17 protein-coding genes are annotated in these 24960 nt (G+C 50.4%); 8 read left to right on the top strand and 9 right to left on the bottom strand.

Features of this window, described 5'->3' with window-relative positions; translation table 11 throughout:
* Positions 1-7 precede the first annotated feature (7 nt).
* From FJ444_RS13845 to FJ444_RS13830, 4 genes are all read right to left on the bottom strand, one after another.
* Entirely contained in the window at positions 8-1204 is a 1197-nt protein-coding gene (locus FJ444_RS13845) for an acyl-CoA dehydrogenase family protein (RefSeq protein WP_140959090.1), read from the bottom strand.
* Between the two features lie 94 nt (positions 1205-1298).
* Positions 1299-2561 (bottom strand): acyl-CoA dehydrogenase family protein, encoded by a 1263-nt coding sequence (locus FJ444_RS13840; protein ID WP_140959088.1) that lies wholly within the window; start codon positions 2559-2561, stop codon positions 1299-1301.
* 25 nt (positions 2562-2586) lie between these two features.
* Positions 2587-3576, bottom strand: coding sequence for an NADPH:quinone oxidoreductase family protein (locus FJ444_RS13835; protein WP_140959086.1), 990 nt, complete (start codon positions 3574-3576; stop codon positions 2587-2589).
* Complete coding sequence (locus tag FJ444_RS13830) at positions 3576-4640, bottom strand: alcohol dehydrogenase (RefSeq protein ID WP_140959084.1); 1065 nt, start codon at positions 4638-4640, stop codon at positions 3576-3578. Before FJ444_RS13830 ends, FJ444_RS13835 begins: the two co-directional genes overlap by 1 nt.
* A 290-nt stretch (positions 4641-4930) precedes the next feature.
* On the opposite strand from FJ444_RS13830, the gene FJ444_RS13825 reads away from it, so the two are divergent.
* The 5 genes from FJ444_RS13825 (at position 4931) to FJ444_RS13805 (ending at position 12481) form a co-directional block, all read left to right on the top strand.
* A complete protein-coding gene (locus tag FJ444_RS13825; RefSeq protein ID WP_140959082.1) occupies positions 4931-7027 on the top strand; it encodes a 3-hydroxyacyl-CoA dehydrogenase NAD-binding domain-containing protein in 2097 nt (698 codons plus the stop codon).
* Between the two features lie 15 nt (positions 7028-7042).
* Complete coding sequence (locus tag FJ444_RS13820) at positions 7043-8227, top strand: acetyl-CoA C-acyltransferase (RefSeq protein WP_140959080.1); 1185 nt, start codon at positions 7043-7045, stop codon at positions 8225-8227.
* A gap of 57 nt (positions 8228-8284) precedes the next feature.
* Complete coding sequence (locus FJ444_RS13815; RefSeq protein ID WP_140959078.1) at positions 8285-9475, top strand: MFS transporter; 1191 nt, start codon at positions 8285-8287, stop codon at positions 9473-9475.
* Positions 9476-9688: 213 nt separating this feature from the next.
* A complete protein-coding gene (locus tag FJ444_RS13810) occupies positions 9689-11992 on the top strand; it encodes a TonB-dependent receptor (RefSeq protein ID WP_181405165.1) in 2304 nt (767 codons plus the stop codon).
* Between the two features lie 108 nt (positions 11993-12100).
* Complete coding sequence (locus FJ444_RS13805) at positions 12101-12481, top strand: TonB-dependent receptor (protein ID WP_140959074.1); 381 nt, start codon at positions 12101-12103, stop codon at positions 12479-12481.
* Between the two features lie 55 nt (positions 12482-12536).
* On the opposite strand, the gene FJ444_RS13800 is transcribed toward FJ444_RS13805, so the two are convergent.
* Positions 12537-13952: an FAD-dependent oxidoreductase gene (locus FJ444_RS13800; RefSeq protein WP_140959072.1), complete on the bottom strand. Its 1416-nt coding sequence runs from the start codon at positions 13950-13952 to the stop codon at positions 12537-12539.
* Positions 13953-13967: 15 nt separating this feature from the next.
* Entirely contained in the window at positions 13968-18431 is a 4464-nt protein-coding gene (gene gltB / locus FJ444_RS13795) for a glutamate synthase large subunit (protein ID WP_140959070.1), read from the bottom strand.
* A 106-nt stretch (positions 18432-18537) separates the two neighbouring features.
* Between gltB and FJ444_RS13790 the strand changes: the two genes are divergently transcribed.
* The 3 genes from FJ444_RS13790 to FJ444_RS13780 all read left to right on the top strand — a co-directional run bounded on the left by FJ444_RS13790 (position 18538) and on the right by FJ444_RS13780 (position 21946).
* The gene (locus FJ444_RS13790; RefSeq protein ID WP_140959068.1) at positions 18538-18738 is read left to right on the top strand and encodes a hypothetical protein; all 201 of its coding nucleotides are present in this window, start codon (positions 18538-18540) and stop codon (positions 18736-18738) included.
* A gap of 336 nt (positions 18739-19074) precedes the next feature.
* Complete coding sequence (gene arcB, locus FJ444_RS13785; RefSeq protein ID WP_140959066.1) at positions 19075-21438, top strand: aerobic respiration two-component sensor histidine kinase ArcB; 2364 nt, start codon at positions 19075-19077, stop codon at positions 21436-21438.
* Positions 21439-21499: 61 nt separating this feature from the next.
* Positions 21500-21946: a hypothetical protein gene (locus FJ444_RS13780; RefSeq protein WP_140959064.1), complete on the top strand. Its 447-nt coding sequence runs from the start codon at positions 21500-21502 to the stop codon at positions 21944-21946.
* On the opposite strand, the gene FJ444_RS13775 is transcribed toward FJ444_RS13780, so the two are convergent.
* The 3 genes from FJ444_RS13775 to prpF form a co-directional block, all read right to left on the bottom strand.
* Positions 21924-22802, bottom strand: a complete 879-nt coding sequence (locus FJ444_RS13775; RefSeq protein ID WP_140959062.1) for a hypothetical protein — start codon at positions 22800-22802, stop codon at positions 21924-21926. The two genes, FJ444_RS13780 and FJ444_RS13775, sit on opposite strands and share 23 nt — an antisense overlap.
* Before the next feature lie 374 nt (positions 22803-23176).
* Positions 23177-23608, bottom strand: a complete 432-nt coding sequence (locus tag FJ444_RS13770) for a hypothetical protein (protein ID WP_140959060.1) — start codon at positions 23606-23608, stop codon at positions 23177-23179.
* Positions 23609-23739: 131 nt separating this feature from the next.
* Positions 23740-24918: a 2-methylaconitate cis-trans isomerase PrpF gene (prpF, locus tag FJ444_RS13765; protein WP_140959058.1), complete on the bottom strand. Its 1179-nt coding sequence runs from the start codon at positions 24916-24918 to the stop codon at positions 23740-23742.
* Between the last annotated feature and the right edge of the window lie 42 nt (positions 24919-24960).

Genomic DNA, 24960 nt, shown 5'->3' with positions numbered 1-24960 from the left:
ACTCCCGTTACAGTCCAAGCACTTGCTTGGCAATAATGTTTTTCTGAATCTCGTTACTGCCACCATAAATAGTGACCTTACGGTTGTTGTAGTAATGCGGCGCGGCATTCGGTGCGAAGAACGGCTCAATGCGAGGCTCGTAACCGGCTTCGTCGTACTGCTCGGGTACAAAAGGCAGTGCATATATGCCGGCGATCTCTACGTAGAGTTCGTCCAGTGCCTGTTGGATCTCGGTGCCTTTGATTTTCAGAATGGATGACTCCGGGCCCGGTGCGGTACCGGTACTGACTGAAGACAGCACGCGTAAGTCGGTGAACTCCAGTGCTTTTAGCTCCATTTCAACCTGTACAACACGGCTCATAAACACACTGTTGTTTTTCAGATCCGGGCAGCCTGCGGGTGGCTGGTTTAGCAAGTCGTACAAGGCACTCAGGCGCTGCTTGGAAACCGCCACACCAGCAATGTTGGTGCGCTCGTGGGTTAGCAGTACCTTGGCGTAAGTCCAACCGCGGCCTTCTTCACCTACCAGGTTTTCTACCGGTACTTTCACGTCCTGGAATGCCACTTCGTTTACTTCGCGGCGGCCATCCAGGGTAATAATGGGTTTTACCGATACGCCTGGTGAGGTCATGTCGATAAGCAAAAAGCTGATGCCTTTTTGTTTGCTGCCTTCATCGCTGGTACGGACCAGGCAGAAGATCCAGTCGGCGTGATGACCCAGTGTTGTCCAGGTTTTGGTGCCGTTAACAATGTAATGATCGCCGTCGCGTACGGCGCGGGTTTTTAACCCGGCCAGGTCGGATCCGGCATTTGGCTCAGAGTAGCCCTGACACCACCAGGTGTTCGACGCCAGAATGTCAGGCAGGAAGCGTTGCTTTTGTTCTTCGTTACCAAAGGTATAAATGATTGGCGCAACCATAGAATAACCAAACGGGATCTGGCGCGGCGCTTTTGCCTTGGCTGACTCGGTTTGGAAAATGTATTTCTGTGTGGGCGTCCAGCCGGTGCCACCGTGTTCAACCGGCCAGTTAATGCCAGCCCAGCCTTTGTTGTATAGCGCTTTTTGGTAAGCAACGGTAACTTCAGCACTAAAGCTTAACCCGTTGTCGATGTGAGCCTGAACGGATTCTGGCAGTTTTTCGCGGAAGAAGGTTTGCACTTCCTGTTGGAAGGCCAGTTCTTGTTCGGAGAAATTAATATTCATAAAACTGTATCCTGCAAAAGTGACGCCCAATAATAGGTTAATCAATCATCATTTGCAGTATACAGTTTCACATAGCGAAATCAACAGTTCATTTTTAATTTATTTCGTCATAATCAGGACGAAAATAAAAATGGCTGACATCCACTGCTTTTTCGTTGGTGCGTTTGATTTCCATACGGGCAATTTTGCGGATATGCACTTCGTCAGGACCGTCTGCGTAGCGCAGTGCGCGCCCCTGCGACCACATATCGGCCAATGGCAGATCTTCCGAGGTGCCCATGGCACCGAAGGTTTGCATTGCCCGGTCTACTACCGTGGTGTGCAGGGTAGGGATGAGTGCTTTGATAAGAGAAATGTCATCGGCGGCTTCTTTAGAGCCCACCTCATCAATTTTCCAGGCGGCTTTGAGTACCAGTAAGCGCGCTTGCTCTATTTCTATTCGCGAGCGAGCTATCCAGTCGGCTACGGCACCGTGCTGGTATAAAAACTTGCCGTTGGTTTTGCGTTCCTGTGCCCTGCCTATTAATAGTTGCAGAGCCAGCTCGGCTTGTCCGATGGAGCGCATACAATGGTGAATGCGGCCCGGGCCTAATCGCGCCTGGGCCATGGCAAAGCCTTTGCCTTCCTGGCCCAGTAAATTGCTGGCTGGTATGCGTACGTTGTCGAACAGGATCTCACAATGCCCATGGGGATTAGTGTGATTCATGACTTTTAAGTTACGCAGAATCTTCACGCCGGGGGCATCGCGAGGGATCAGCACCATGCTTTGCTGGTGGTGCGGATTGGGGTTATCCGGATCGGTTTTGCCCATTAATATAAACAGCTTACAGTGGGGATGCGCCGAGTTGGAGATATACCATTTGCGTCCCGATACAATGTAGTCGTCACCGTCGCGTGCAATACGGGTCTGAATATTGGTGGCATCGGACGAGCCTACGTCGGGTTCGGTCATGGCAAAGGCTGAGCGTATTTCACCGTTCAGTAAGGGGTTCAGCCATTGTTCGCGCTGCTCGGGTGTGGCAAATAAATGCAGTAGCTCCATGTTGCCGGTATCCGGCGCATTGCAGTTAAATACTTCTGAGCACCAGGGCACCCGGCCCATGATTTCCGCCAGCGGGGCGTATTCCAAATTGCTCAGGCGCGTGCCGGGTTCGTTGTCCTGCAATCCCGGCAGGAATAAATTCCATAGCCCTTCGCTTTTCGCCAGCGCTTTCAGGTCGGCCATAAATGACACCGGATATTGCCCGGCTTTTACTTCGTCGCGGTATTGCTGCAGGCGCGGATAAATATGCGCGTCCATAAAGGCGGTCAGTTGCTGCTGCAACTGTTTTACGCGTTCGCTGTGTTCAAAATGCATAGTGTCCTCGCGGTGTTAAGCCGTGTTAAGCAGTGATAAGGGGCGAAATAATCAGCTTGCCGCGGGCTTTGCGATTAATCACATCGGCAAATGCATCGGCGGTGTTGGCAAGCGGGTAGGTGGCATCAATGTGCACGTGTACTTTGCCGGATTGATACCAATCGAGCAGCTCACGCATATTGTCGGCATAGGCTGCCGGGTCGCGTCGTGTAAAAGCACCAAAGAACACGCCAACTACTGCATACTCTTTTACCAGCGCCAGGTTTACCGGGAACTTGGGAATATCACCGCCGGCAAAACCGACGACCAGTAATCGCCCTTCAGGGGCCATATTGCGGGTACATACATCAAACAGCTGGCCGCCCACCGGGTCATACACTACGTCTACGCCTTTGCCGTTGGTTAATGCGCGCAGTTGGGTCTGCAGATCGTCGCTGCTGTAGTTAATCAGCTCGTCGGCGCCGTTTTCTTTAGCAAGCGCTAGCTTTTCGTCACTTGAGCAACCTGCAATGACCCGGGCACCCATGGCCTTGCCAATTTGAACCGCTGCCAAGCCTGTGCCGCCTGCGGCACCTAATACCAGTAAGGTTTCACCCGCTTGCAAATTAGCGCGTTGTATAAGCGCGTAGTGGGCGGTACCGTGAGCCAGAATAAGCCCCGCGGCTTCGTTCATGGGAATAGCTTCTGGTACCGGAATTAAACGTGCAGCCGGTACACTGATGAATTCGGCACAGGCACTGTAATGGGTGCTAAGACCCACAACGCGGTCGCCTTTTTTAAGGTGAGTCACATTGTCGCCTACGGCTTCTACCACGCCGGAAAACTCGGCACCGGGTACAAACGGGCGCTCGGGTTTGGCCTGATATAAGCCTTGTACTAATAATGCATCCGGGAAGTTTACGCCGATGGCACTTACCTTTATTAAGGCGTCGTCGTTACCCGCAACAGGCAGGGGCCATTCGCCAAAAACAAGCTGATCCAGTGGGGCAAATTCATTGCAAATCACGGCTTTCATTATTTGTCTCCTGCTGTGTCAGGGGTAAGTACCACGCGGCCGGCGACTTTGCCGTCGCGCAGATCTTCCAGTGTCTGGTGGGCACAACACATGTCGCGCTGAGAAATTTTGATAGGGGCTATCTTGCCTGCATGTACCAGCGCCATGAGCGCGTGCATGTCGCTGAGGCTACCCACAAACGAACCTTTAATCGTAATGGCTTTCAGCGGCAGAATCGGCACCGACAGCGGCATGGCTCCGCCGAACAAACCTACCACAACCAATGTGCTGCCTTTATTCAGGGCCTGAACGCCGAAACCGGCACTGCGGTCGGAACCCACGAAGTCTACCGCTGCGGCAACGCCACCGTAGGTACGTTTAATGAGTGCTTTAATGGCGTCCTGATCGCGAGGGTCGATGACCGCATCGGCGCCTTCATCTAATGCAAGCTGACGTTTGGACTCGTCGATATCGGCCACAATAATTTCGCAGTCGAGCAGGGCTTTGGCTACCGCCAGACCGCTCAGGCCCACACCGCCAGCACCAATGATCAATAGCTGACGCCCTTGTACGATGTCTTTTATTTGTTCGATGGCGCTGTAAGCCGTAACACCGGAACAGGCGTAGGTACAGCCCAATTCGGCAGGCAGGTCTTTAAGCGGGAACAGATACTTGCTGTCTGGCACTACCACATAGTCACTGAAGCCACCGTCTACGGCTATACCCAGCGATTTTGGCTGATAGCATAGGTGTTCTTTGTCGGCCTTACACAGCGGGCATTTGCCGCATCCAATCCACGGGTACACAATCACTTTGTCGCCAACGTTAGCATCGGATTGTTCGCCACAGGCCACGACTTCACCCGCTATTTCATGGCCGAGTGTAAAAGGGAGTTTATGGCTGCCGCGCATATCAATTTTGTGGTTGCCGCCTAAATCGAAATAGCCTTCCCATACGTGAATATCGCTGTGACACACGCCACAGGCATCAATCTTAATCAGTACCTGGTTCGCTTCTGGAACGGGTGTCGGGTAATCATGGCTACAGAGCGCCTCGCCATAATCTGAAAACTGTTCACTTTTCATAATCGTCCTATTTCAATGCGTTCAATGTCTGTGTTCAATTTCGTAAATCGCGAAAAATAATACCGCACAGCGAAACTTTAAGTCTACATAAACTTAACAATTTAGTGTGAATCGTGAACGAAACAGGACTGAAATAGGCTTGGAAGAGCGAAACACACCGAGAATGACGTCGTTATCGCTAAATATTCCCGACTAAATGATTCTTAAATACCGCATAGTGAAATTATATTTTACAAATTTAATTGTGTTGGGTTAGTATGCCCACAACTTACTCATACAGGAAACACACTATGACTTCTGCTGTAATGATGCATATCGTCGACAACGTCGCCGTCATCGAAGTAGATAACCCGCCGGTAAATGCATTGTCTTTTGCTGTACGAAGTGGGTTGCAAACAACGCTGCGTGCAGCCGAACAAAATGAGGCAGTTGACGCCATTGTGCTGAGCTGTCGCGGTAATACCTTTATTGCCGGGGCGGATATCACGGAGTTTGGCAAACCCATGCAGCCACCGGCATTGCCGGATTTATTAAGCGAAATGGATACCCTGAACAAGCCTATAGTGGCGGCATTACACGGCACGGCACTAGGCGGTGGTCTGGAAGTCGCACTGACATGCCATTACCGGGTGGCACTGGATTCTACCAAAGTTGGCCTGCCTGAAGTGTTACTGGGTATTCTGCCTGGCGCAGGCGGTACTCAACGTTTACCGCGTATCGCCGGTGTGGAGCTGGCGCTGGATATGATCACCAGCGGCCGTAAGGTATCGAGTAAAGAAGCCGCCAAGGCAGGCTTGATCGACAAAGTGGTAAGCGACGATCTGCAAAACGCGGCGATTGCGTTTGCTAAAGAGGTGGTAAGTAACCAAGCACCGCTTCGTCGTATCAGCGAATTAACGGCAACGGTGTCTGACCCTGCCATATTTGACCAGTACCGCGCCAAGCTGGCGAAAACCCGTCGCGGTTTTGACGCGCCGCAGCGCTGTGTCGATACCGTGCAGGCAGCGGTAGAGCTGGATTTTGCTGAAGGCATGAAAAAAGAGCGCGAGCTGTTTCTCGAACTGATGCAAGGCACGCAGTCGAAATCGCAACGTCATATGTTCTTCGCGGAACGCATGGCTGCTCAGGTGCAGGGCCTGTCGAAAGGCACGCCGACCCGCGATATCAACAGTGTTGCCATCATTGGTGCAGGCACCATGGGGAGTGGCATTGCCATTAACTTCACCAATAAAGGCATTCCGGTGACCATGCTTGAGCTGAGCTTTGAGGCACTGGAGCGCGGCATTAAACATATTCACCGTTATTACGATGGCCAGGTAGCCAAAGGACGCATCAGTGAAGATCAGGCCGCGGCCGCAAAACAACTGGTGTCGGGCACCGACAACTATGCCGACTTGGGCGACGTAGATCTGGTGATTGAAGCGGTGTTTGAAAGCATGGCGGTTAAAAAGGATGTGTTCACCAAGCTCGACAAATACTGTAAGCCCGGTGCCATTCTGGCCAGTAACACGTCAACGCTAAACGTTAACACCATCGCGTCATTTACCTCGCGTCCACAGGATGTGATTGGTCTGCACTTCTTTAGTCCGGCTAACATTATGCGCTTGCTGGAAGTCGTGCGCGCAGATAGCACAGCCGACGACGTACTCGCTACCGCCATGAAACTGGCTAAGCACATTAATAAAGTGGGCGTGGTGTCTGGTGTGTGTGACGGCTTTATCGGTAACCGCATGCTGAAAGGCTACGGCCGAGAAGCCGGTGCACTGTTACTGGAAGGCGTATCGCCGGCACGTATCGACAAAGCCTTGTATGACTTTGGTATGGCCATGGGACCGCTCACCATGGGCGATTTGGCTGGACTGGACGTGGGTTACCGCGTGCGAAAAGAACGCCGTGAACGAGGAGAATATGTCCCTGAGACCGACGGCGCCATTGCAGACCGTTTGGTAGAGGCAGGGCGTTTGGGCCAGAAAGCAGGCAAAGGTTACTACCGCTATGAAGAAGGCTCACGCACACCTGTTCCTGATCCGGAAGTCGACGCCATCATTAAAGAGGCGATGGATGCACTGGGCTGCGAACCTCGTGAAATCGACGACGAGGAAATCGTAAAACGCCTTATTTACCCGCTGATCAATGAAGCGGCCCTGATTCTGGACGAAGGCATTGCCCAGCGTCCGTCTGATATTGATGTGGTGTACATCTATGGCTATGGCTTCCCGGTATACCGCGGCGGCCCGATGTTTTATGCCGATACCGTGGGGTTGCCTGCGATTGTGGCTGACATGGAACAGTTCCAGGCGCGCTACGGCGACGACTGGCAGGTTGCGCCATTACTGAAAACCCTTGCCGAACAAGGTCGCAGTTTTGCTGACCTGACATCTAAATAGTTGAGGAGAGAGATTGTGACTGATGCAGTAATTGTAAGTACCGCACGCACGCCCATTGGCAAAGCGTACCGAGGGTCGTTCAACAATACCCATGGCGCAGAGTTAGCTGGCCATGCCATTGCCCAGGCGGTGCAACGTGCCGGTATCGACGGCGCAGAAGTAGAGGATGTATTAATTGGCTGTGGTCTGCCGGAAGGGGCAACGGGCGGCAACATTGGTCGCCAGGCAGCTCTCATGGCGGGCTTACCGGTGACTACCGCTGGCGTAACCATTAATCGTTTTTGTTCTTCAGGTTTGCAGGCCATCAGTATGGCGGCACAGCGCATTATTGTAGATGGCGCACCGGTTGCGGTTGCGGGTGGGCTGGATTCCATCTCGCTGGTACAGAATAACAACATGAATAAATTCCGCGCCCACAGCGAGGCGTTGAAAGCGAAGCATTCAGGCATTTATTTGTCGATGATTGAAACCGCTGAAATTGTGGCCAAGCGCTATGGTATCAGCCGTGAGCAAATGGACGAATACGCCTTACAGAGTCAGCAGCGCACAGCGGCAGCTCAGCAAAACGGTATTTACGATAACGAAATTGTGCCCATGGACGTGGTGCACGCGCAATACGACAAAGCCACGGATACCACAGAGCTGGTAAATAAAACCGCTACGTCTGATGAATGTAACCGTCCAACCACTACGTTGGAGGGCCTTGCGGGTCTGAACCCGGTAATCGACGGCGGCACCATTACCGCCGGGAATGCCAGTCAGCTGTCTGATGGGGCGTCTGCCAGTGTCATGATGTCGGCAAAGGAAGCGCAAAAACGCAACCTGCCGGTACTGGGCACGTATCGCGGCATGGTTGTCACCGGCTGTGAGCCCGATGAAATGGGCATTGGCCCGGTATTCGCGGTACCTAAGCTATTAAAGCGTCATGGCTTAACCGTGAACGACATTGATTTGTGGGAGCTGAATGAAGCCTTTGCCGTGCAGGTATTGTACTGCCGCGACAAGCTGGGTATCGACAATGACAAGCTCAACGTAAACGGTGGGGCTATCTCCATTGGTCACCCGTATGGCATGAGTGGCGCCCGTATGGTGGGCCATGTATTGCTGGAAGGACAGCGTCGTAAAGCCCGTTATGCGGTCACTACCATGTGTATTGGTGGCGGTATGGGCATGGCAGCGTTGTTTGAAATCAACCGCTAATACTAAGCCTTATATGGCGAAACAGTTGTACCTCGTGCACCGGCTTACCCGTCGACTATGGTAACGCTGGTGCTTTTTATTGCCCTGCTGGCTACGGCCATGGGGCAAAGCGTGGTGATGACAATACTACCCGCCCTTGGCAGGGAGACCGGACTGTCTGAACTTCAGGTGGCGGCGATATTGTCGTCGTCAGCCTGTATCTTTGCACTGGGTAGCACCCGCTGGAGTTATTATGCGGCGCGGGCAGGTAACCGGCGTACGCTTATTTACGGTTTGTCGGGATACTCTATTGGCACCCTGTGTTTTGCTAGTGTGTTTAGTGTTGGACTGGCTGAATGGCTTACCGGCTATGCGCTGTTTGGTTGCTTACTGGCAACGCGGGTGGCCCAGTCCACTGTTATGTCGGCCACGCCGCCAGCAGCTGTGGGCTATGTAATTGGCTATGCGCGGCGGCAGAGCCTGCATTCGGTGGCTACGCTAAGCAGGGTCACGTCAGCAAATAACCTTGGGCAAATACTGGGGCCGGGGCTGGCTGGTCTGCTGGTTACCTATGGGCTGGTAGCACCGCTGTACGCCATTATTGTATTAACGTGCCTGGCATTGCTTTTGGTGTGGAGAAAATTGCCTGACGAGCCTCCGTCGCAGCCGGTCCCCCAAAAAGTAACATCGAGTGCCGACGTTTCGGCTTCGTCACCAGTATTGCTGTTACTCAGTTTTGCTGTAGTGCTATTCATCTGTATGGCCATGTTGCAGCAAAGTCTGGGCTTTTTGCTGATTGACTATTTTCATCATTCCCCCGTAGAAGCTGCGCAGATCACAGGCACGGCGCTAATGATCAGTGCATTAGCCGCGCTCAGCGTGCAGTGGACACTGGTACAACGCGGCCATTTTACCCTGAAACAACTGCTGTATCTGGCGGCCATCGCGATGACCGCGGGGTATATTTCTGTGGCAACGGCCACCGAGGTGCAGTTTATCTACATTGGTATGGTGGGTATCGGTGTTGGCGTTGGGGTAGGGTATCCCAGTGTTACGGCAGCAGCTACGCAACGCTGCTCAGATGCTGAACGCGCCAAAGTGACTGGTCTGATGACAGCCTCTCCTGCGATGGGATACACCCTTGGGCCACCGCTGGGTGCAATGCTATACCAATCTGATATCTACTTCCCTCTGTACTGCTGTGTACTGTTAAGTGGCTGTTTAATAGCAATTAATCTGCAAATCCAATCCGCCTTTAGTACTAAGTAAGTAAAACAATATAACGATTTTTATCTATTTAGTTTTACATAGCGAAATATCATTCCAATATATTGACACTAATTTTCACAGGTGTTAGTTTTGTGTGCAGTTAGTAACATAGATTTAACAACGCGTATTACACACATAAATTGGAACTGAGGAAAAACCATGTGCCCTACCAGCATAACCAGGAATCACACTTCGCTGTTTAAGTATTCCGCTTTGACTTTGTGCCTCTCTGCACTATTGCAACCTGTGCAGGCCCAGGAGGTCGCCAAGTCGAACAAAACGGCCGACAAGTTGTTCGAGAAAATTGAAGTTACAGCGCGTAAACGCGTTGAGTCTATTCAGGATGTCCCTGTGGCCATTACGGCATTTGGCGAAGACCAATTAGATGCCATGAAATTCCGAAGCATGAATGACCTGTCTGTGGGCATTGCCAACGTGGTGCTGGAAGATGTGGGAACGGCGCGTGGCGTTGCTAACTTCTCAATTCGCGGTTTAGGCATTAACAGCTCAATCACCTCAATCGACCCAACGGTTGGCGTATTTATCGATGGCGTATTCATTGGGACCAACGGTGGCGTGGTAGTGGATATGTTTGATATTGAACGCGTGGAAGTGTTGCGCGGACCGCAGGGTATTCTGTTTGGTCGTAACGTAACCGGCGGCGCAATCCTGATCACCACGAAAAAGGCCGACGATACCTTCAACGCAAAAGTTCGAGGCTCGGTAACGGGCGGTGGCCCGGGTGGACTGAACAAAACGATTCAGGGCGCGGTTAATATTCCGCTTACCGACAACCTGTTTACCAAAGTATCGGTATACCACAACAACGATGAAGGCTGGTTTAAGAACAAATTTGATGGCAGCAATCACGGTGCAGTAGAGCAAACGCTGTTTCGCTCTTCTACCTTGTGGGAAGCCACTGACGATCTGACACTGGAATTAAAGTATGAAAATCTGGATTTGGACGGCGATGGCCCGTCAGGTCAGAACCATACCAATGGTTTGGGGATTAATCCGAATCTGGCGTTCTCTGGCGCGCACCCATTAGCGCCTTATGCCGTAACATTTGATCGCGACAGCCATGATTTCGCGATTAACGAGCCAGGCTGGCAGAAAATCGAAACCGAACTGCTGTCGCTGAATCTGAACTGGGATGTTGCAGGTGGCACCATGACGTATATCTACGGCTGGCGCGATTACTTCTCGCCAACTCGCGGTGACATTGATGCGCAGCCATTTTCGCTATTCCACTCTAATTCCTGGACAACCAGTGAACAGCACAGCCATGAGCTGCGTTTTAACACCCAGTTGGGCAAAGCTAACGTCACAACCGGTTTGTACCACTACACCAACGATATGCTGTACCACGAACGCCGAGAACTGCCTATTACCACGGTATACGCCGATATTAATGGCGACGGCACGCCAGACTTACTGGCTGCGGGTATTTATCAGGACGGTGGCGGTTTGCATGACACATCAAGCCTTGGGGCGTTTGCTGCGGTAGATTATGACCTGGATGACCAGTGGACCTTGTCTGCCGGCTTGCGTTACACCCGTGAAGAAAAAGACGTTCAGATCTCGTCGATGAACCTGAACGTGAGTAGCATTAACAGCGGGTTTATTATTCCACAGGGCCCGAAATGCAATATTTACGAAGCCAATGACTGTAACTTCGATTTTGTTGACAACAAAACCTGGAGCAATGTGTCACCTAAAGTCGGCGTTCGCTTCCGACTGGATGATGACACCAACCTGTTTGCCAACTGGTCGAGAGGGTTCCGCTCGGGTGGTTATAACCTCAGAAATACCGCCGATATCAGCACGCCTGAATTACGCGAAGCCAACGGCCCAGGTCCATTCGACGAAGAAACTGTTGATAACTTTGAAGTGGGCTACAAGGGCGACACTGCATGGGGCCGCTTTAACGCCGCCGCGTTCATTACCAACATTGACGATATGCAGCGCGAAGTGAGTTTGCCTGCGCCGGATGGCTCACTGATTCAAATCATCAAAAACACCGCCGAAGCAACTCTGATGGGGATAGAAGTTGACGGTATGTTCCGCATTACCGACAACCTGGTTGCGATGTTCAACCTGGGACTGATCGATGCTGAGTACAGCAAGGTGATTTACGATCTGAACGGTGATGGTGTAGTGGATAAGGATGATGAAGCTCTGGAAATCCCACGTGTGCCGGAAATTACGTACAGCATTGGATTAACCCACGATATGGAAGTGAGTGACTGGGGCCTGTTAACCAGCCGCATCAATTACTCGTATCGCGACAAAACCTATTACACCGACAACAATCAGGGCTATATCGACGATCAGAAGATTCTGAATGCCGGTATCGATCTTCAAAATGAAGAGGGCACCTGGGTAGTGAGCTTGTTTGGGAAAAACCTGACCAATGATGTGAAGCACGGTAATGATACGCAATTAAGTTTTGGTACCTTTGCTCCTCTGACCAAAGGCCGGGAATACGGTGTAGAGTTTACATATCACTACTACTAGATTACTTTTTATACATGTGTAGTTGAATCCGCACACCAAAGTTAGCCCGGAGCACAGTTAACGTGTTTCGGGCTTTGTTGTGAGCAATAACAATAAAAAGGAAAACACATGGATAGAAAGTATGTATTAACCGGTTTGGGTTACGCGCTGTTGGGATTACTGTTGGGTATTCACATGGCCGCAACGAAAAATCACGGGCAGTTAGTGACCCACGCACACATTATGTTGCTGGGGTTTGTTGTTAGCATGATTTACGCGGTAATCCATAAATTATGGCTAACCAATAGTGATTCAAAGCTCGCGGTGGCGCAGTACTGGTTACATCAGGCTGGCACAGCGGTACTTATCATTGGATTGTATTGTTTGTACGGCGGTATTGCGGGTGATGACGCGCTCGCGCCGGTGTTAGGCATATCGTCGATTGTGGTGCTTATTTCACTGATTATGATGAAAGTCATGTATATCAAGAGCAGTAAAAGCTCAGAATAGCCAATAAAAAACGGAGCCATTTGGCTCCGATTCACAATGTATGGCGCTGTTTGTGTTACACGCCAATGTAATCCATGATGCCTTCAGCCGCTTTACGACCTTCGTCAATCGCGGTAACAACCAGATCACTGCCACGAACCATATCGCCACCGGCGAAGATTTTCGGGTTTGATGTCTGGTATGCAAACTTGCCTTTGGCTGGTGCGCGAACACGGCCTTTTTCATCCAGGATGATACCGTAGTCGCCAAACCAAGGGGCAGGGCTAGGCTGAAAACCAAACGCAATGATTACCGCGTCGGCTTCTAACACAAATTCTGAACCTTCAACCACAACCGGGCTACGACGGCCCTGTGCATCCGGTGCGCCCATTTCAGTGCGAACCAGTTTAACACCCGTTGCATTACCTGCTTCATCAACAGCAATGTCTAATGGCATAACGTTAAACTCGAACAACACACCTTCTTCTTTGGCGTTTACCACTTCACGGCGTGAACCCGGCATGCTGGCCTCGTCACGACGGTAAGCACACGTTACTTTTGCGGCATCCTGACGAATAGAGGTACGTACGCAGTCCATGGTAGTATCACCACCACCCAGCACGACCACTTTCTTGCCTTTCATGTCGATGTAGTCAGCCGCGTCTTTTTCCAGTCCCATAACACGGTTGGTGTTGGAAATCAGGAACGGCAACGCATCGAATACACCTGGCGCTGATTCGTTGTCGAATCCGCCTTTCATGTACTTGTAAGTACCCATTCCCAGGAATACTGCATCGTATTCGTCGAGTAACTGCTGGAATGGAATGTCTTTTCCAATTTCGGTGTTCAGAACGAACTCAACACCCATTTCAGTGAAGATTTCACGACGCAGTTTAATGACGTCTTTTTCCAGCTTGAACGATGGGATACCAAAGGTCAGCAAGCCGCCGATTTCTTCGTACTTGTCGAATACAACGGGTTTAACACCGTTACGTACCAGAATATCCGCACAGGCAAGACCAGCCGGGCCCGCACCTACGATAGCCACTTTTTTGTCTGTCCAGGTTACCCCTGACATATCCGGACGCCAGCCCATTTTAAAGGCGGTATCGGTGATGTACTTTTCAATCGAACCAATGGTGACTGCACCGAACTCATCGTTCAGGGTACAAGATCCTTCACACAAACGGTCCTGTGGACATACGCGACCACACACTTCCGGCAAACTATTGGTTTTGTGCGACAGTTCAGCCGCTTCCATGATTTTGCCTTCGTTAGCCAGCGCCAGCCACTGTGGAATGTAGTTGTGCACCGGGCACTTCCATTCACAGTACGGGTTGCCGCAGTCCAGGCAGCGATCTGCCTGGCCTTCCGCTTGCGAAGAGGTAAGTGGATGATAGATTTCAGCGAACCCCGATTTACGCTCCATAATGGGCTTTTTCGGCGGATCAATTCTTTCTACATCAACAAACTGATAAACATTCTTAGCCATTATCTTCTCACCTCACTATTGTGCCTGAATGCGCAATTCAGCGCTGGAACGACTAATATGGCCCAACAGGTTTTTCACATCGCTGGTTTTTGGTTTCACCAGTTTGAACTTCGATAAGGTGCTGGCAAAGTCATGCAGCAGGCTCAACGAGAACTGGCTGCCGGTTTCTTCGTAATGCTGGTTGATTAAGCCACGCAGATGTTCTGCAAGGATCACTTTGTCGTCAATCGACAATAGCTCTACCAGCTCAGGGTTAACGCGGCGATCCAGATCACCTTCGTCATACAGGTAAGCAAAACCACCTGTCATACCGGCACCGAAGTTAACGCCCACAGGGCCCAGCACCGCCACAATACCACCGGTCATGTATTCACAAGCGTTGTCACCCACGCCTTCCACAACGGCAATGGCACCTGAGTTACGAACTGCAAAACGCTCACCGGCACGGCCCGCTGCAAACAGCTTGCCGCCAGTTGCACCGTACAGACAGGTGTTACCCATAATGGCGCTTTCGTGGGTGTTGTATTGCACATTACGCGGCGGATAAATGACCAGCTTACCGCCAGTCATCCCTTTACCTACGTAATCGTTGGCATCACCTTCGATATACATATTCAGACCGCCAGCGTTCCACACGCCGAAACTCTGCCCCGCCGTTCCTTTAAACGTAACGGTGATTGGCATTTCTTCCATGTCGTGGTTGCCGTAGTGCTTGGCAATCTCACCTGAAAGTAATGCACCTACAGAGCGATCGGTGTTGCGGATAGGGTAACTGAGGTTAATACCACAACCCTTGATAACTGCTTCTTTGGCGTCTTTCAGCATTTTGGCGTTCAGCACACCTTTGTCCAATGGCGCATTGGTGGTTTCTGAACAGAACAGATGCGTGTGTTCACCCGCAACTGGCTTCGCCAGAATGGGAGATAAATCCAGACGATTCTGCTTGGCGGTAATACCTTCAACCAATGACAGCAGTTCAGTGCGGCCGATCAGTTCGTCGAACTTACGCACGCCCATGCTGGCCATGATTTCACGCACTTCCTGAGCAACAAACTTAAAGTAGTTCATTACCATGTCCGGTAAGCCAATAAAGTGCTCAGCACGCAGTTTTTCGTCCTGAGTTGCTACACCGGTTGCACAGTTGTTCAGGTGGCAAATACGCAGGTATTTACAGCCGAGGGCAACCATTGGGCCAGTACCAAAGCCGAAGCTTTCCGCACCCATAATTGCCGCTTTAATAACGTCAAGACCGGTTTTTAAACCGCCGTCGGTTTGTACGCGCACTTTGTGGCGCAAACCGTTTTCTACTAACGCTTGTTGCGTTTCCGCCAGACCCAGCTCAAACGGACTTCCGGCATATTTTACCGACGTCAGCGGGCTTGCGCCTGTGCCGCCATCGTAGCCAGAAATGGTGATAAGGTCGGCATAGGCTTTCGCAACACCGGTTGCAATGGTGCCTACACCGGGCTCAGATACAAGCTTCACTGAAATAAGTGCGGTTGGGTTCACTTGTTTCAGGTCGAAGATCAACTGAGCTAAATCTTCAATAGAGTATATGTCGTGATGCGGCGGTGGTGATATCAGGGTTACACCTGGCACCGAGAAACGCAGTTGCGCAATATACTTATTGACCTTGTCGCCAGGCAGCTGACCACCTTCACCAGGCTTGGCGCCCTGGGCAACTTTTATCTGTATCACACTCGCGTTAACCAGGTAATGCGGTGTTACGCCAAAGCGTCCCGATGCAACCTGTTTAATCTTAGAGTTTTTCTCTGTCTTAAAGCGTTTAGGGTCTTCGCCACCTTCACCTGAGTTAGACTGCCCGCCTAACCGGTTCATGGCAATCGCCAGCGCCTCGTGTGCTTCAGGGCTCAAGGCACCAATAGACATCGCGGCGGTGTCAAAGCGCGGGTATAAGCTTTCGGCTGATTCAACTTCGCTGATGTCAACTGGCTGATTGGCCGGATTGAGCTTCATTAAATCCCGTAAGTGTGAGGGTGCACGCTCATTTACCAGTTTCGCATAAACCTGGTAGTCGGCGTAGTTGCCCGACACTACCGCTTTTTGCAGTGTTTGAACTACATCAGGGTTGTACGCGTGGTATTCGCCATCGTGTACGTATTTCAACAAACCACCGTGCGAAATCTTTTTGCGCTTTAACCAAGCAATGCGTGACAGGTTAATGGTGTCCTGATGGAAATCGTCGAAGTTGGCGCCTTCAATGCGCGAAGGCACGCCTTTGAAACACAGTTCCATGACTTCCTGGCTAATACCAATCGCTTCGAACAGTTTCGAGCTACGGTAGCTGGCCACGGTGCTGATACCCATTTTGGACATGATCTTATACAGACCTTTGTTGATGCCCTTGCGGTAATTCAGCACAGCTTGCATTGCGGTAATATCCAAATCACCTTTTTCGCATAACTGCTCAAGAGTTTCATAGGCCAGGAACGGATAAATTGCCGTTGCACCCAAACCAATAAGTACTGCGAAGTGGTGTGGATCACGCGCGGAGGCGGTTTCTACCACAATGTTGGCGTCGCAGCGCAGCTGGTTGTCTACCAGACGACGGTGCACCGCACCAACTGCCATCGCAGCAGGAATCGGCAAACGGTTTGGCTTGATGTTGCGATCTGACAGGATCACAAATGCAGCACGTTTTTGTTTAACCAGATATTCCACTTCATTGCAAATGCGCTCGATGGCCTTTTTAAGGCCTTCTTCCGCACTGTATTGCAACTCTACTTTTTCTGAATAGTAGTTGTCCGGGTTAAATTCACGCAGCTGTTTTAAATCGGTGTACATCAGGATTGGCGATGAGAACAACACGCGATCAGCGTAACCACTGGTTTCGTTAAATACGTTTTGCTCACGGCCCACACAAGTAGCCAGCGACATAACGTGGTTTTCACGCAATGGATCGATTGGCGGGTTAGTTACCTGCGCAAACTGCTGACGGAAATAGTCGTACAGCGTACGGTGCTTGGAAGACAATACTGCCATTGGGGTGTCGTCGCCCATAGAGCCTACGGCTTCCTGACCGTCTTTACCCAGTACTTTAATCACCTGATGGATTTCTTCGTAGCTGTAGTTAAACAGCTTGTGGTAAACCGCCATGGTATCGTCATCGAATACGCGCTGACCAATCAGTGACGCGTCCATTTTCTCGATAGGCGTTAAGCGACGGATGTGCTTTTCCAGCCACTCGTGGTACGGGTGACGCTCTTTCAGCTCATTGTCGATTTCGGTTGAACGCCAGATTTTACCTGTGTAGGTATCCACTGCCAGCATTTCACCCGGGCCAACGCGGCCTTTCTCGATTACGTCTTCAGGCTGGTAATCCCAAATGCCAATTTCAGACGCCAGCGTAATAAAGCCGTTTTTGGTTACCACATAACGCGCCGGACGCAAGCCGTTGCGATCCAGGTTACAGGCTACATGACGGCCGTTGGTCATTACGATACCGGCCGGGCCATCCCACGGCTCCATGTGCATAGAGTTAAATTCATAGAATGCACGCAGCTTAGGATCCATGGTGTCATTGTTCTGGTACGCAGGTGGTACCAATAAACGCATGGCGCGGAATAAATCCATACCGCCAGCCAGGAACAATTCCAGCATGTTGTCCAGCGACGACGAGTCAGAGCCTTCGGTATTCACGTAAGGCGATGCGTCTTTGAGATCCGGAATCAGTGGCGTGGCAAATTTGCCGGTACGCGCTAACGCCCAGTCACGGTTACCTTTAATCGTGTTGATTTCGCCGTTGTGCGCCAGGAAGCGGAACGGTTGGGCCAGTGGCCACTTGGGTAATGTGTTGGTTGAAAATCGCTGGTGGAATACGCAGATCGCACTCTTCATTTTTTCGTCTGCCAGATCCTTATAGAAGGCCGGCAGGTCGCGTGGCATTACCAAACCTTTATAAATGGTCACCAGACCAGATAAACAGGCTACATAGAATTCTTTGTCTTGTTCAAGACGTTTTTCAGTGCGACGGCGCACCATGTATAAACGGCGTTCCAGATCGCGCTTACGCCAGCCTGCAGGTGCATTGACGAATACTTGTTCGATTTGCGGCACGCCAGTCAGAGCCAGTTCACCCAGCACGTCATGGTTTACCGGCACTTTGCGCCAGCCCACAACAGACAGGGTTTCCTTTTCCAGCTCTTCGTTTAATACATCACGCGCAGCTTGCGCTAACGTATCGTCCTGATTAAGGAAAATCATACCTACAGCATATTTCTTGCTGAGCTTCCAGCCATGTTGTTCTGCAACATGTTGAAAGAAGGCATCTGGCTTTTGCAAAAGCAAGCCACAGCCATCGCCTGTTTTACCGTCGGCAGCGATACCGCCGCGGTGTTGCATGCGATCCAGACCTTCAATAGCCGTTCTCACCAGCGTATGACTGGCTTCACCGGAAGTATGGGCAATCAAACCGAATCCACAGTTATCCCGTGAATCGTTGGGATTATATAAACTCATCTCTTAACTCCTTCAACCTTTGACTGGGCAAGGTATGCGCTGTGTTTTCAAACCAGAGTCGGCTTCACAGCTGCGTTACAACGCGTTGTCTAATGACTGAAAATAAATGAAAAATCAGTCTGCGCTGGATATGTCGTTAGTTATTATTGTGGATACCAGTCGTGTACCGCATTTTTATGCACTATTGCCTAGCGGGCCGTACAACATACCTACATTGCCGGTTAAAATCAATCGGAATGTGAGGGATAGCACACCAGAAATCGTATACCATCTTTATTTTTGTTTTTATTCAGTACTTTGTGCTTAATTTCTGCCGCTAAAAAAACGCTTATTTTTTTATAGTTGATGCAATTTTATTCGCAGATACGGTAAGTCTAATTAAACTTAAGTTGCATAAATACTCATCTATTGTGGGTAAGTACCCATATGAGAAACTTGTATTTGAATCTTAAGTTTGTTGACGCAGTGCGGCTGGATGCAGGGAAATTTGACGCGCGAACGGCAATCAACGTTTTATTGGCGCTATTTTACCCTGTTTTATCGAAATTGGAATGTTTTCGTTTTTTACAACCAGAATCTGGTTATTTTCCTGTCAGGCAAGGTCTGTTAGGATGGCTGCAAATTTTACCGGTATAGTGTTGTTATGCATCAGGAAACTCCCAACGATTCATGGGCCATCAGATTTGCGCAGTTTGTGCAGCGGTTTGGCACCATAAAGTTAAGTGTATTGTTCGTGGTTTTAACGCTGGGGTTTACCGTAGGTGGCTCGTACGTTATTCGACTCAGCCTGGGTAGTGCGGTGGAGCCCGATGACTTCATCAGCGCGGTTATTTTAACCATGCTGTCTGCGCCCTGGGTTCTGTACTTTTTCAGCGAGTTGGTAAAGCAACTGGAAAACTCGCGTACTAACTTAAAAGAAGTGGTGAGTCAGCTGGAGCATCTGCGTGAAGAAGACGTATTTCTTAACCGCGAACTGCAAAACAACATTCGTCAGCTCAATCACGAAATTGAACAGCGCAAGAATGCTCAGGATGAACGTGAAACGGTATTCAAAGAGCTGGAAAAGGAAATTGAAAACAAATCAGAGCAGGAAGCTCAAGCGCGACGCTTGTCCACCTTGTTGCGCTCTATTATCGATGCCTCGCCCGATCTGATTTATTACCGCAACGAAGAAGGGCGGTTTGCCGGTTGCAACCGGATAGCCGAACAGATGACAGGTAAAACTGAAAAGCAGTTACTTGGTCTTACACCGCACGACGTATATGAAGAAGATCTGGCGCGTCAGGTGGTGGCCAGCGATCACGAAGTACTGGAAGCGAATGCCAGTATTACCGAAGAACTTTGGCTTCGCTTTGCCGATGGCCGCAGGCGTTACTTTGAAATGCGTAAAGTACCGTTTTTTGATCAGGACGGAAACCGACTGGGACTACTGGCGTTTGGCCGTGATATGACGGAGCGCAAACAGGCAGAAAACGCCGCTGCAAAAGCCAGTAATGATAAAACGCGCTTTATTGCTACTATCAGCCACGAGTTAAGAACGCCTCTGAACGGGATTGTTGGTCTGAGTCGCATGCTAAGGGATACTGAACTGAACCGTGAACAGTGGAGTTGGGTAAGTACCATTTATGCCAGTGCTATAACCTTGGGGAATATCTTTAATGACATTATTGACATGGACAAGCTGGAGCGCGACAAACTTGAGCTGTCGCTGAAAACCGTGTCGTTGCGTGATTTCACCGAAGAACTGAGTTCTATTATCCGCCTGCTTGCTGCAGACAAATCGCTGGAACTGATCACCAATATTAATGACCCTCTGCCAAAGCTGGTTGAAGTTGACGGCACGCGGTTGCGCCAGATCCTTTGGAATATCCTGTTTAATGCGGTGAAATTTACTCAAAAAGGGCATGTAACGTTAACGGTATCTGCGTCGCGCCCAGACAATGATGTGTCGCTGGTGACGTTTGTGATTGAAGACACCGGCGTGGGAATTCCTGAAAGCGAAATCGACAAGATCTTTGCCATGTATTATCAGGTTGATCACCCGGATCATCAATCTGCAACCGGCACTGGCATCGGGTTGGCGATTTGTAAGCAAATGGTCGATTTAATGAAAGGCGATATTCGCGTAGAGAGTAAGCAGGGCAGAGGTACGCGCTTTACTGTTGAGTTACCCCTGCAAATCTCCAAGCGTCCAATGCAGGTTGAACAGCTCCAGGTAACTGGTTTGAACATTCTGCTGGTGGAAGACATTGAATTAAACGTAATGGTAGCCAAAGCCTTACTTGAAAAGCTTGGTCAACACGTTGATGTTGCCATGACCGGGCAAGAGGCCATTGATAAGATCCGCGAAACCACCTACGACCTTATTTTGCTGGACATACAACTGCCAGACATGACCGGCTTCGACGTTGCCGCCACGGTGATCGAAGAAGATCTGGTAATGCAAACGCCAATTGTGGCGCTTACTGCAAACGTGATTAAAAAGCGCGAGGAATACCTGCAAAACGGCATGGACGACGTTATTGCCAAGCCTGTGAAGAAAAGCCGGGTAATAGAAGTGTTGAACCTATTGTTTGCCGAGCCTGAACCTGAGAGAGCACCACTGCCTAAATCAGGTGATGTACCTAAAGTAGACACCAGTAAGCAGCTTACCAATATTCTGGACATGGACTTACTGCAAATGCTAGTGGATACCATTGGCGAAGACATGGTGCGCGCCAGCGTGAAGGTATTCCATGAGAAAATGCCCGAATATATGGAAATTCTGCAACTGAGCTTAAGTGCCGATGAAAAATCAGAAGTGTGTGCGCAAGCGCATAAAATTAAAGGCGCAGCCGGCTCGGTTGGCTTAGCCCGCGTACAGCGTATAGCCAACCAAATTCAGCAGGGCGACCACCCGGCATGGTGGCAGAATGTGCATGACTGGGTAGAAGAGCTGCAAATGGCGGTGCAACAGGATATGGATACTCTGCACAATTGGTTAAACGAACAGATGATTGATGATTAATGCGCCTTTTAATCATATGGAACACGTAGTCGTTGTTATTATTCAAGCGAAAAGGAACACAATGAAAGCATGGATGTTACTGGCCCTGTTGCCAACACTGGTCGTTGCGAAACAGCAGCCGTACTTTGAAACTGGCGCAGGTATTGAGTACGGCGGATTTGGGGCTCAGGTGGGCATGCCTACCCCCATCAAATCACTTGAAGTGTATGTGGCCACCGGCATGTTAGACGACCCTTCGAAAGAGGAGTACAGCGTGGGGGCCGGGGTAGGGGCTAATTACTTTCTGAATCGTCATTTTGCGCTGGGTTTGTACGGCGGCATCATGGAAATCGACTCTGTAGATGATGGGACCGGCTACATTGAATACGACCGAAAGCTGGGTGGTTCTATCGGCGCGAAAATCTACTTCAGTGGACAGGGCAAATCCGGTTTTGTGCTAGGCGCAACCTATAATTACTCCCCGGACGGCGATAGCTTTCCGTTTATCAGCCTGGCTTATCGCTACTAGATTTAACCACACCTAATAAGTCGGGAATATACTTCCCGGCTTGCATACACTTATCATCAACCTGATGATTTTCCAGATCAACAAACTGCCGGTGTTGAAGTAATTGCATGGCTTCCTGAAACCAGGCTTTTTCGTGTAACAGCGCCTTATACTGCCCGGAGTTTATGGTTCGTTCAAAGCCAGTCGTTAATCGCTTGGCCAACAAGGCATTGTCTTTTTTTACATAGACAATAAAAAACACCGGATAGCGCAAGGCAAAGTTAGGGGCAATGGCTAGTTGCGGAACATTGGCCGCGGCCATTTCTTCGGTAATCTCGGCGACGCCCCTGGGGTAGAAATCGGCCAGACCCCGCTCAACAGCGCGATAAGCAGAAAAGCGATCGGAAGCGAGAACCGTTAAACCATTTTGCTGAAGTACTATAAAATCATGCCACTTCGAGGATTGCACGGCTACCAGCGACCGCAAGGATGGGAGTGAATCAACGCGGGAAATAGTCTGATCACTTTCACGTACTACCGCCAATCGGATCCCAAATAACCCGGCAGAAAAGGGTATAGCAACCGGGGTGTATAATTCATTCCGCTCGCGGGAACAAGTCGCCCAGGCGATGTCGGCAATATCTTCATTGAGATTGCGTAACTGGCGTTCTTCCTCAACCGGTATAGCAACCCGCACCACTTTTAGTTCGCCGAAGTCTTCCTGGGTGGCTTCAACCGCTAAGTCCAGTTGTTCGTAGAAATAGTCAATAATGGCGTGAGAGGTGGTAAAGGTGGGGGCCCGCAGTATTTGTGCTGCATTCGCATTACTGCATACACATACGATACACCAACACAATCGAACAGGCCATTTATACATATTTATCCCGAACACACTCTAATATAATGAGTATAGTGCATGATGAGCCAAGGGCGTGTTGATCTTTGCTGTATTAATTTTGTTCGTTCTAGGTGTTCAGCGATCGCGGCGCATGTTCGCAGGCGCAGTGGTTCTGCATCAAGAGCATGCAACAAAGAGCGGTGGACACCTAGAGCGAACCCTTCGGGCAGCGCCTGTGTAACATTTCTACTGCTTCAGCCCAAGTTCATGTAGATGACTACACTTCACTTGCGCTTCATTGTATAAACGTCGCACAGACTGCTGCAAAATCATACAGCAAAGATCAACACGCCCTAGGGAAGACTATTGTACCTGACAAGTTCAGTCATCGTTTGGCCAAAGTACTTTACATGTTATGCCTGAAAACGGGCATCAGATTGAGCAGCGGCAATTTGTGCCTGTAGCCAGCGCCTGGCAATTGCTTCGTCATCGAAAAATTCTAAAGCGTGTCCGCAGCTGCTATAGATGAGCTCAAACTGATACTGGGATAATCGAGGTGCCTGCACGTTGTTCAGTACAACCGCTGTGGCAACCCGGCCCAGCTTTAATTCCTGACTAACCTGCTTTTGTAGTGTTTGAATGGCTTCGGGAACATACACGGCTTCCCCGGAAAACAAGCCGAGTACGCCCCAGGGGCTGCCGTAAAGTGCTTTAACCTGTTGCATAATCGATGCATCGGTTAACTGCAAGGATTCGCTGTTCCACGGGCCACTTCCCGATAACACCAGTACGCGGCTTTCAACGTGTACATCCAGCGAGCCATGCATGCTAAATCGTCGAACCATATAATCCTTCTCGACCAGTTTATATCAGAATCCCTGACCAAACAGTGTGCATCTATTTTGATATGAATACCAGTAAAAGAGGTGACTGGCCCATGCCCAATGATAGCCAGCCACCCTGAGGAAGCGTTGCGTTACAGTTTTGGTGCCGGAATATGAACCCGGCCTTCCATAAGGATGCGGGCAGAACGGCTCATTACGGCCTTGGTGGCCTGCCATTTCCCGTTAATTTGCTGAGCTTGTGCGCCCACGGCCAACGTGCCAGACGGGTGGCCGAATACCACGTTTTCGCGATCAATGCCGCCGGCCGCATCGTTCACCAGCGTGCCCGGAATGGCCGCTGCGGTGGCTATAGCGACAGCAGCTGTGCCCATCATGGCATGGTGAAGTTTGCCCATCGACAGCGCCCTTACCAGTACATCGATGTCGTCGATGCCAATGGCTTTGCCGCTTGACGAGGTGTAAGGCGTTGGCGGTGCCACAAAGGCAATCTTAGGTGTATGCTGACGACTGGCTGCTTCAGAGAGGTCTTTAATTAACCCCATTTTAATCGCGCCATGTGCGCGCAGTGATTCAAAGCGAGCCAATGCTTCAGTGTCATTGTTGATAGCATCCTGCAGCTCAGTACCTGTGTAGCCAATGTCGGCTGCATTCACAAAAATGGTGGGAATACCTGCATTGATCATGGTGGCTTTCAGGGTGCCAAATTCAGGTACAGTAAGTTCATCAACCAAATTGCCGGTAGGGAACATATCGCCTTCGCCGTCGGCCGGATCCATAAACTCAACTTTTACTTCCGCCGCCGGGAAGGTTACGCCATCCAGCTCGAAGTCACCAGTTTCCTGTACCTCCCCGTTAGTAATGGGCACGTGTACTACGATTTCTTTACTGATGTTAACTTGCCATACCCGCACTACTGCGATGCCGTTGTCGGGGATTTTCGTCGCATCGACTAACCCATTGTTAATGGCAAACGCGCCCACTGCCGCGGTTAAGTTGCCGCAGTTACCACTCCAGTCAACAAACGCTTTATCAATGGCTACCTGCCCAAACAGATAATCCACATCATAACCTTCTTGCTGGCTCTTGCTCAGGATCACGGTTTTACTGGTGCTGGACGTTGCGCCGCCCATGCCATCGGTTTGTTTACCATAGGGATCCGGACTGCCAATTACGCGCAGTAACAGCGCGTCGCGATAGGCGCCTGGCTGTTGTGCTTCAACAGGCAAGTCGGCAAGGTTGAAGAAGACCCCTTTACTGGTACCGCCTCGCATGTAGGTGGCCGGAATTTTAATTTGCGGTGCAAATGCCATGATAAATACTCGCTGTTTATTAGGTGGGAGGGGCAAAACCCC

The sequence above is a fragment of the Aestuariibacter sp. GS-14 genome (assembly GCF_006494365.1).
GTDB lineage: Bacteria > Pseudomonadota > Gammaproteobacteria > Enterobacterales > Alteromonadaceae > Alteromonas > Alteromonas mangrovi.
This window is presented reverse-complemented; position numbering and strand designations above follow the sequence as displayed.

Excerpts from the sequence above, each read along its gene's own strand:
- FJ444_RS13815 (WP_140959078.1), top strand. The coding sequence starts at position 8,285 with ATGGTAACGCTGGTGCTTTTTATTGCCCTGCTGGCTACGGCCATGGGG.
- FJ444_RS13835 (WP_140959086.1), bottom strand. The coding sequence starts at position 3,576 with ATGAAAGCCGTGATTTGCAATGAATTTGCCCCACTGGATCAGCTTGTT.
- arcB (WP_140959066.1), top strand. The coding sequence starts at position 19,075 with ATGCATCAGGAAACTCCCAACGATTCATGGGCCATCAGATTTGCGCAG.
- FJ444_RS13845 (WP_140959090.1), bottom strand. The coding sequence starts at position 1,204 with ATGAATATTAATTTCTCCGAACAAGAACTGGCCTTCCAACAGGAAGTG.
- FJ444_RS13840 (WP_140959088.1), bottom strand. The coding sequence starts at position 2,561 with ATGCATTTTGAACACAGCGAACGCGTAAAACAGTTGCAGCAGCAACTG.
- FJ444_RS13780 (WP_140959064.1), top strand. The coding sequence starts at position 21,500 with ATGAAAGCATGGATGTTACTGGCCCTGTTGCCAACACTGGTCGTTGCG.
- FJ444_RS13830 (WP_140959084.1), bottom strand. The coding sequence starts at position 4,640 with ATGAAAAGTGAACAGTTTTCAGATTATGGCGAGGCGCTCTGTAGCCAT.
- FJ444_RS13775 (WP_140959062.1), bottom strand. The coding sequence starts at position 22,802 with ATGTATAAATGGCCTGTTCGATTGTGTTGGTGTATCGTATGTGTATGC.
- FJ444_RS13770 (WP_140959060.1), bottom strand. The coding sequence starts at position 23,608 with ATGGTTCGACGATTTAGCATGCATGGCTCGCTGGATGTACACGTTGAA.
- prpF (WP_140959058.1), bottom strand. The coding sequence starts at position 24,918 with ATGGCATTTGCACCGCAAATTAAAATTCCGGCCACCTACATGCGAGGC.
- gltB (WP_140959070.1), bottom strand. The coding sequence starts at position 18,431 with ATGAGTTTATATAATCCCAACGATTCACGGGATAACTGTGGATTCGGT.
- FJ444_RS13800 (WP_140959072.1), bottom strand. The coding sequence starts at position 13,952 with ATGGCTAAGAATGTTTATCAGTTTGTTGATGTAGAAAGAATTGATCCG.
- FJ444_RS13790 (WP_140959068.1), top strand. The coding sequence starts at position 18,538 with ATGAAAAATCAGTCTGCGCTGGATATGTCGTTAGTTATTATTGTGGAT.
- FJ444_RS13805 (WP_140959074.1), top strand. The coding sequence starts at position 12,101 with ATGGATAGAAAGTATGTATTAACCGGTTTGGGTTACGCGCTGTTGGGA.
- FJ444_RS13825 (WP_140959082.1), top strand. The coding sequence starts at position 4,931 with ATGACTTCTGCTGTAATGATGCATATCGTCGACAACGTCGCCGTCATC.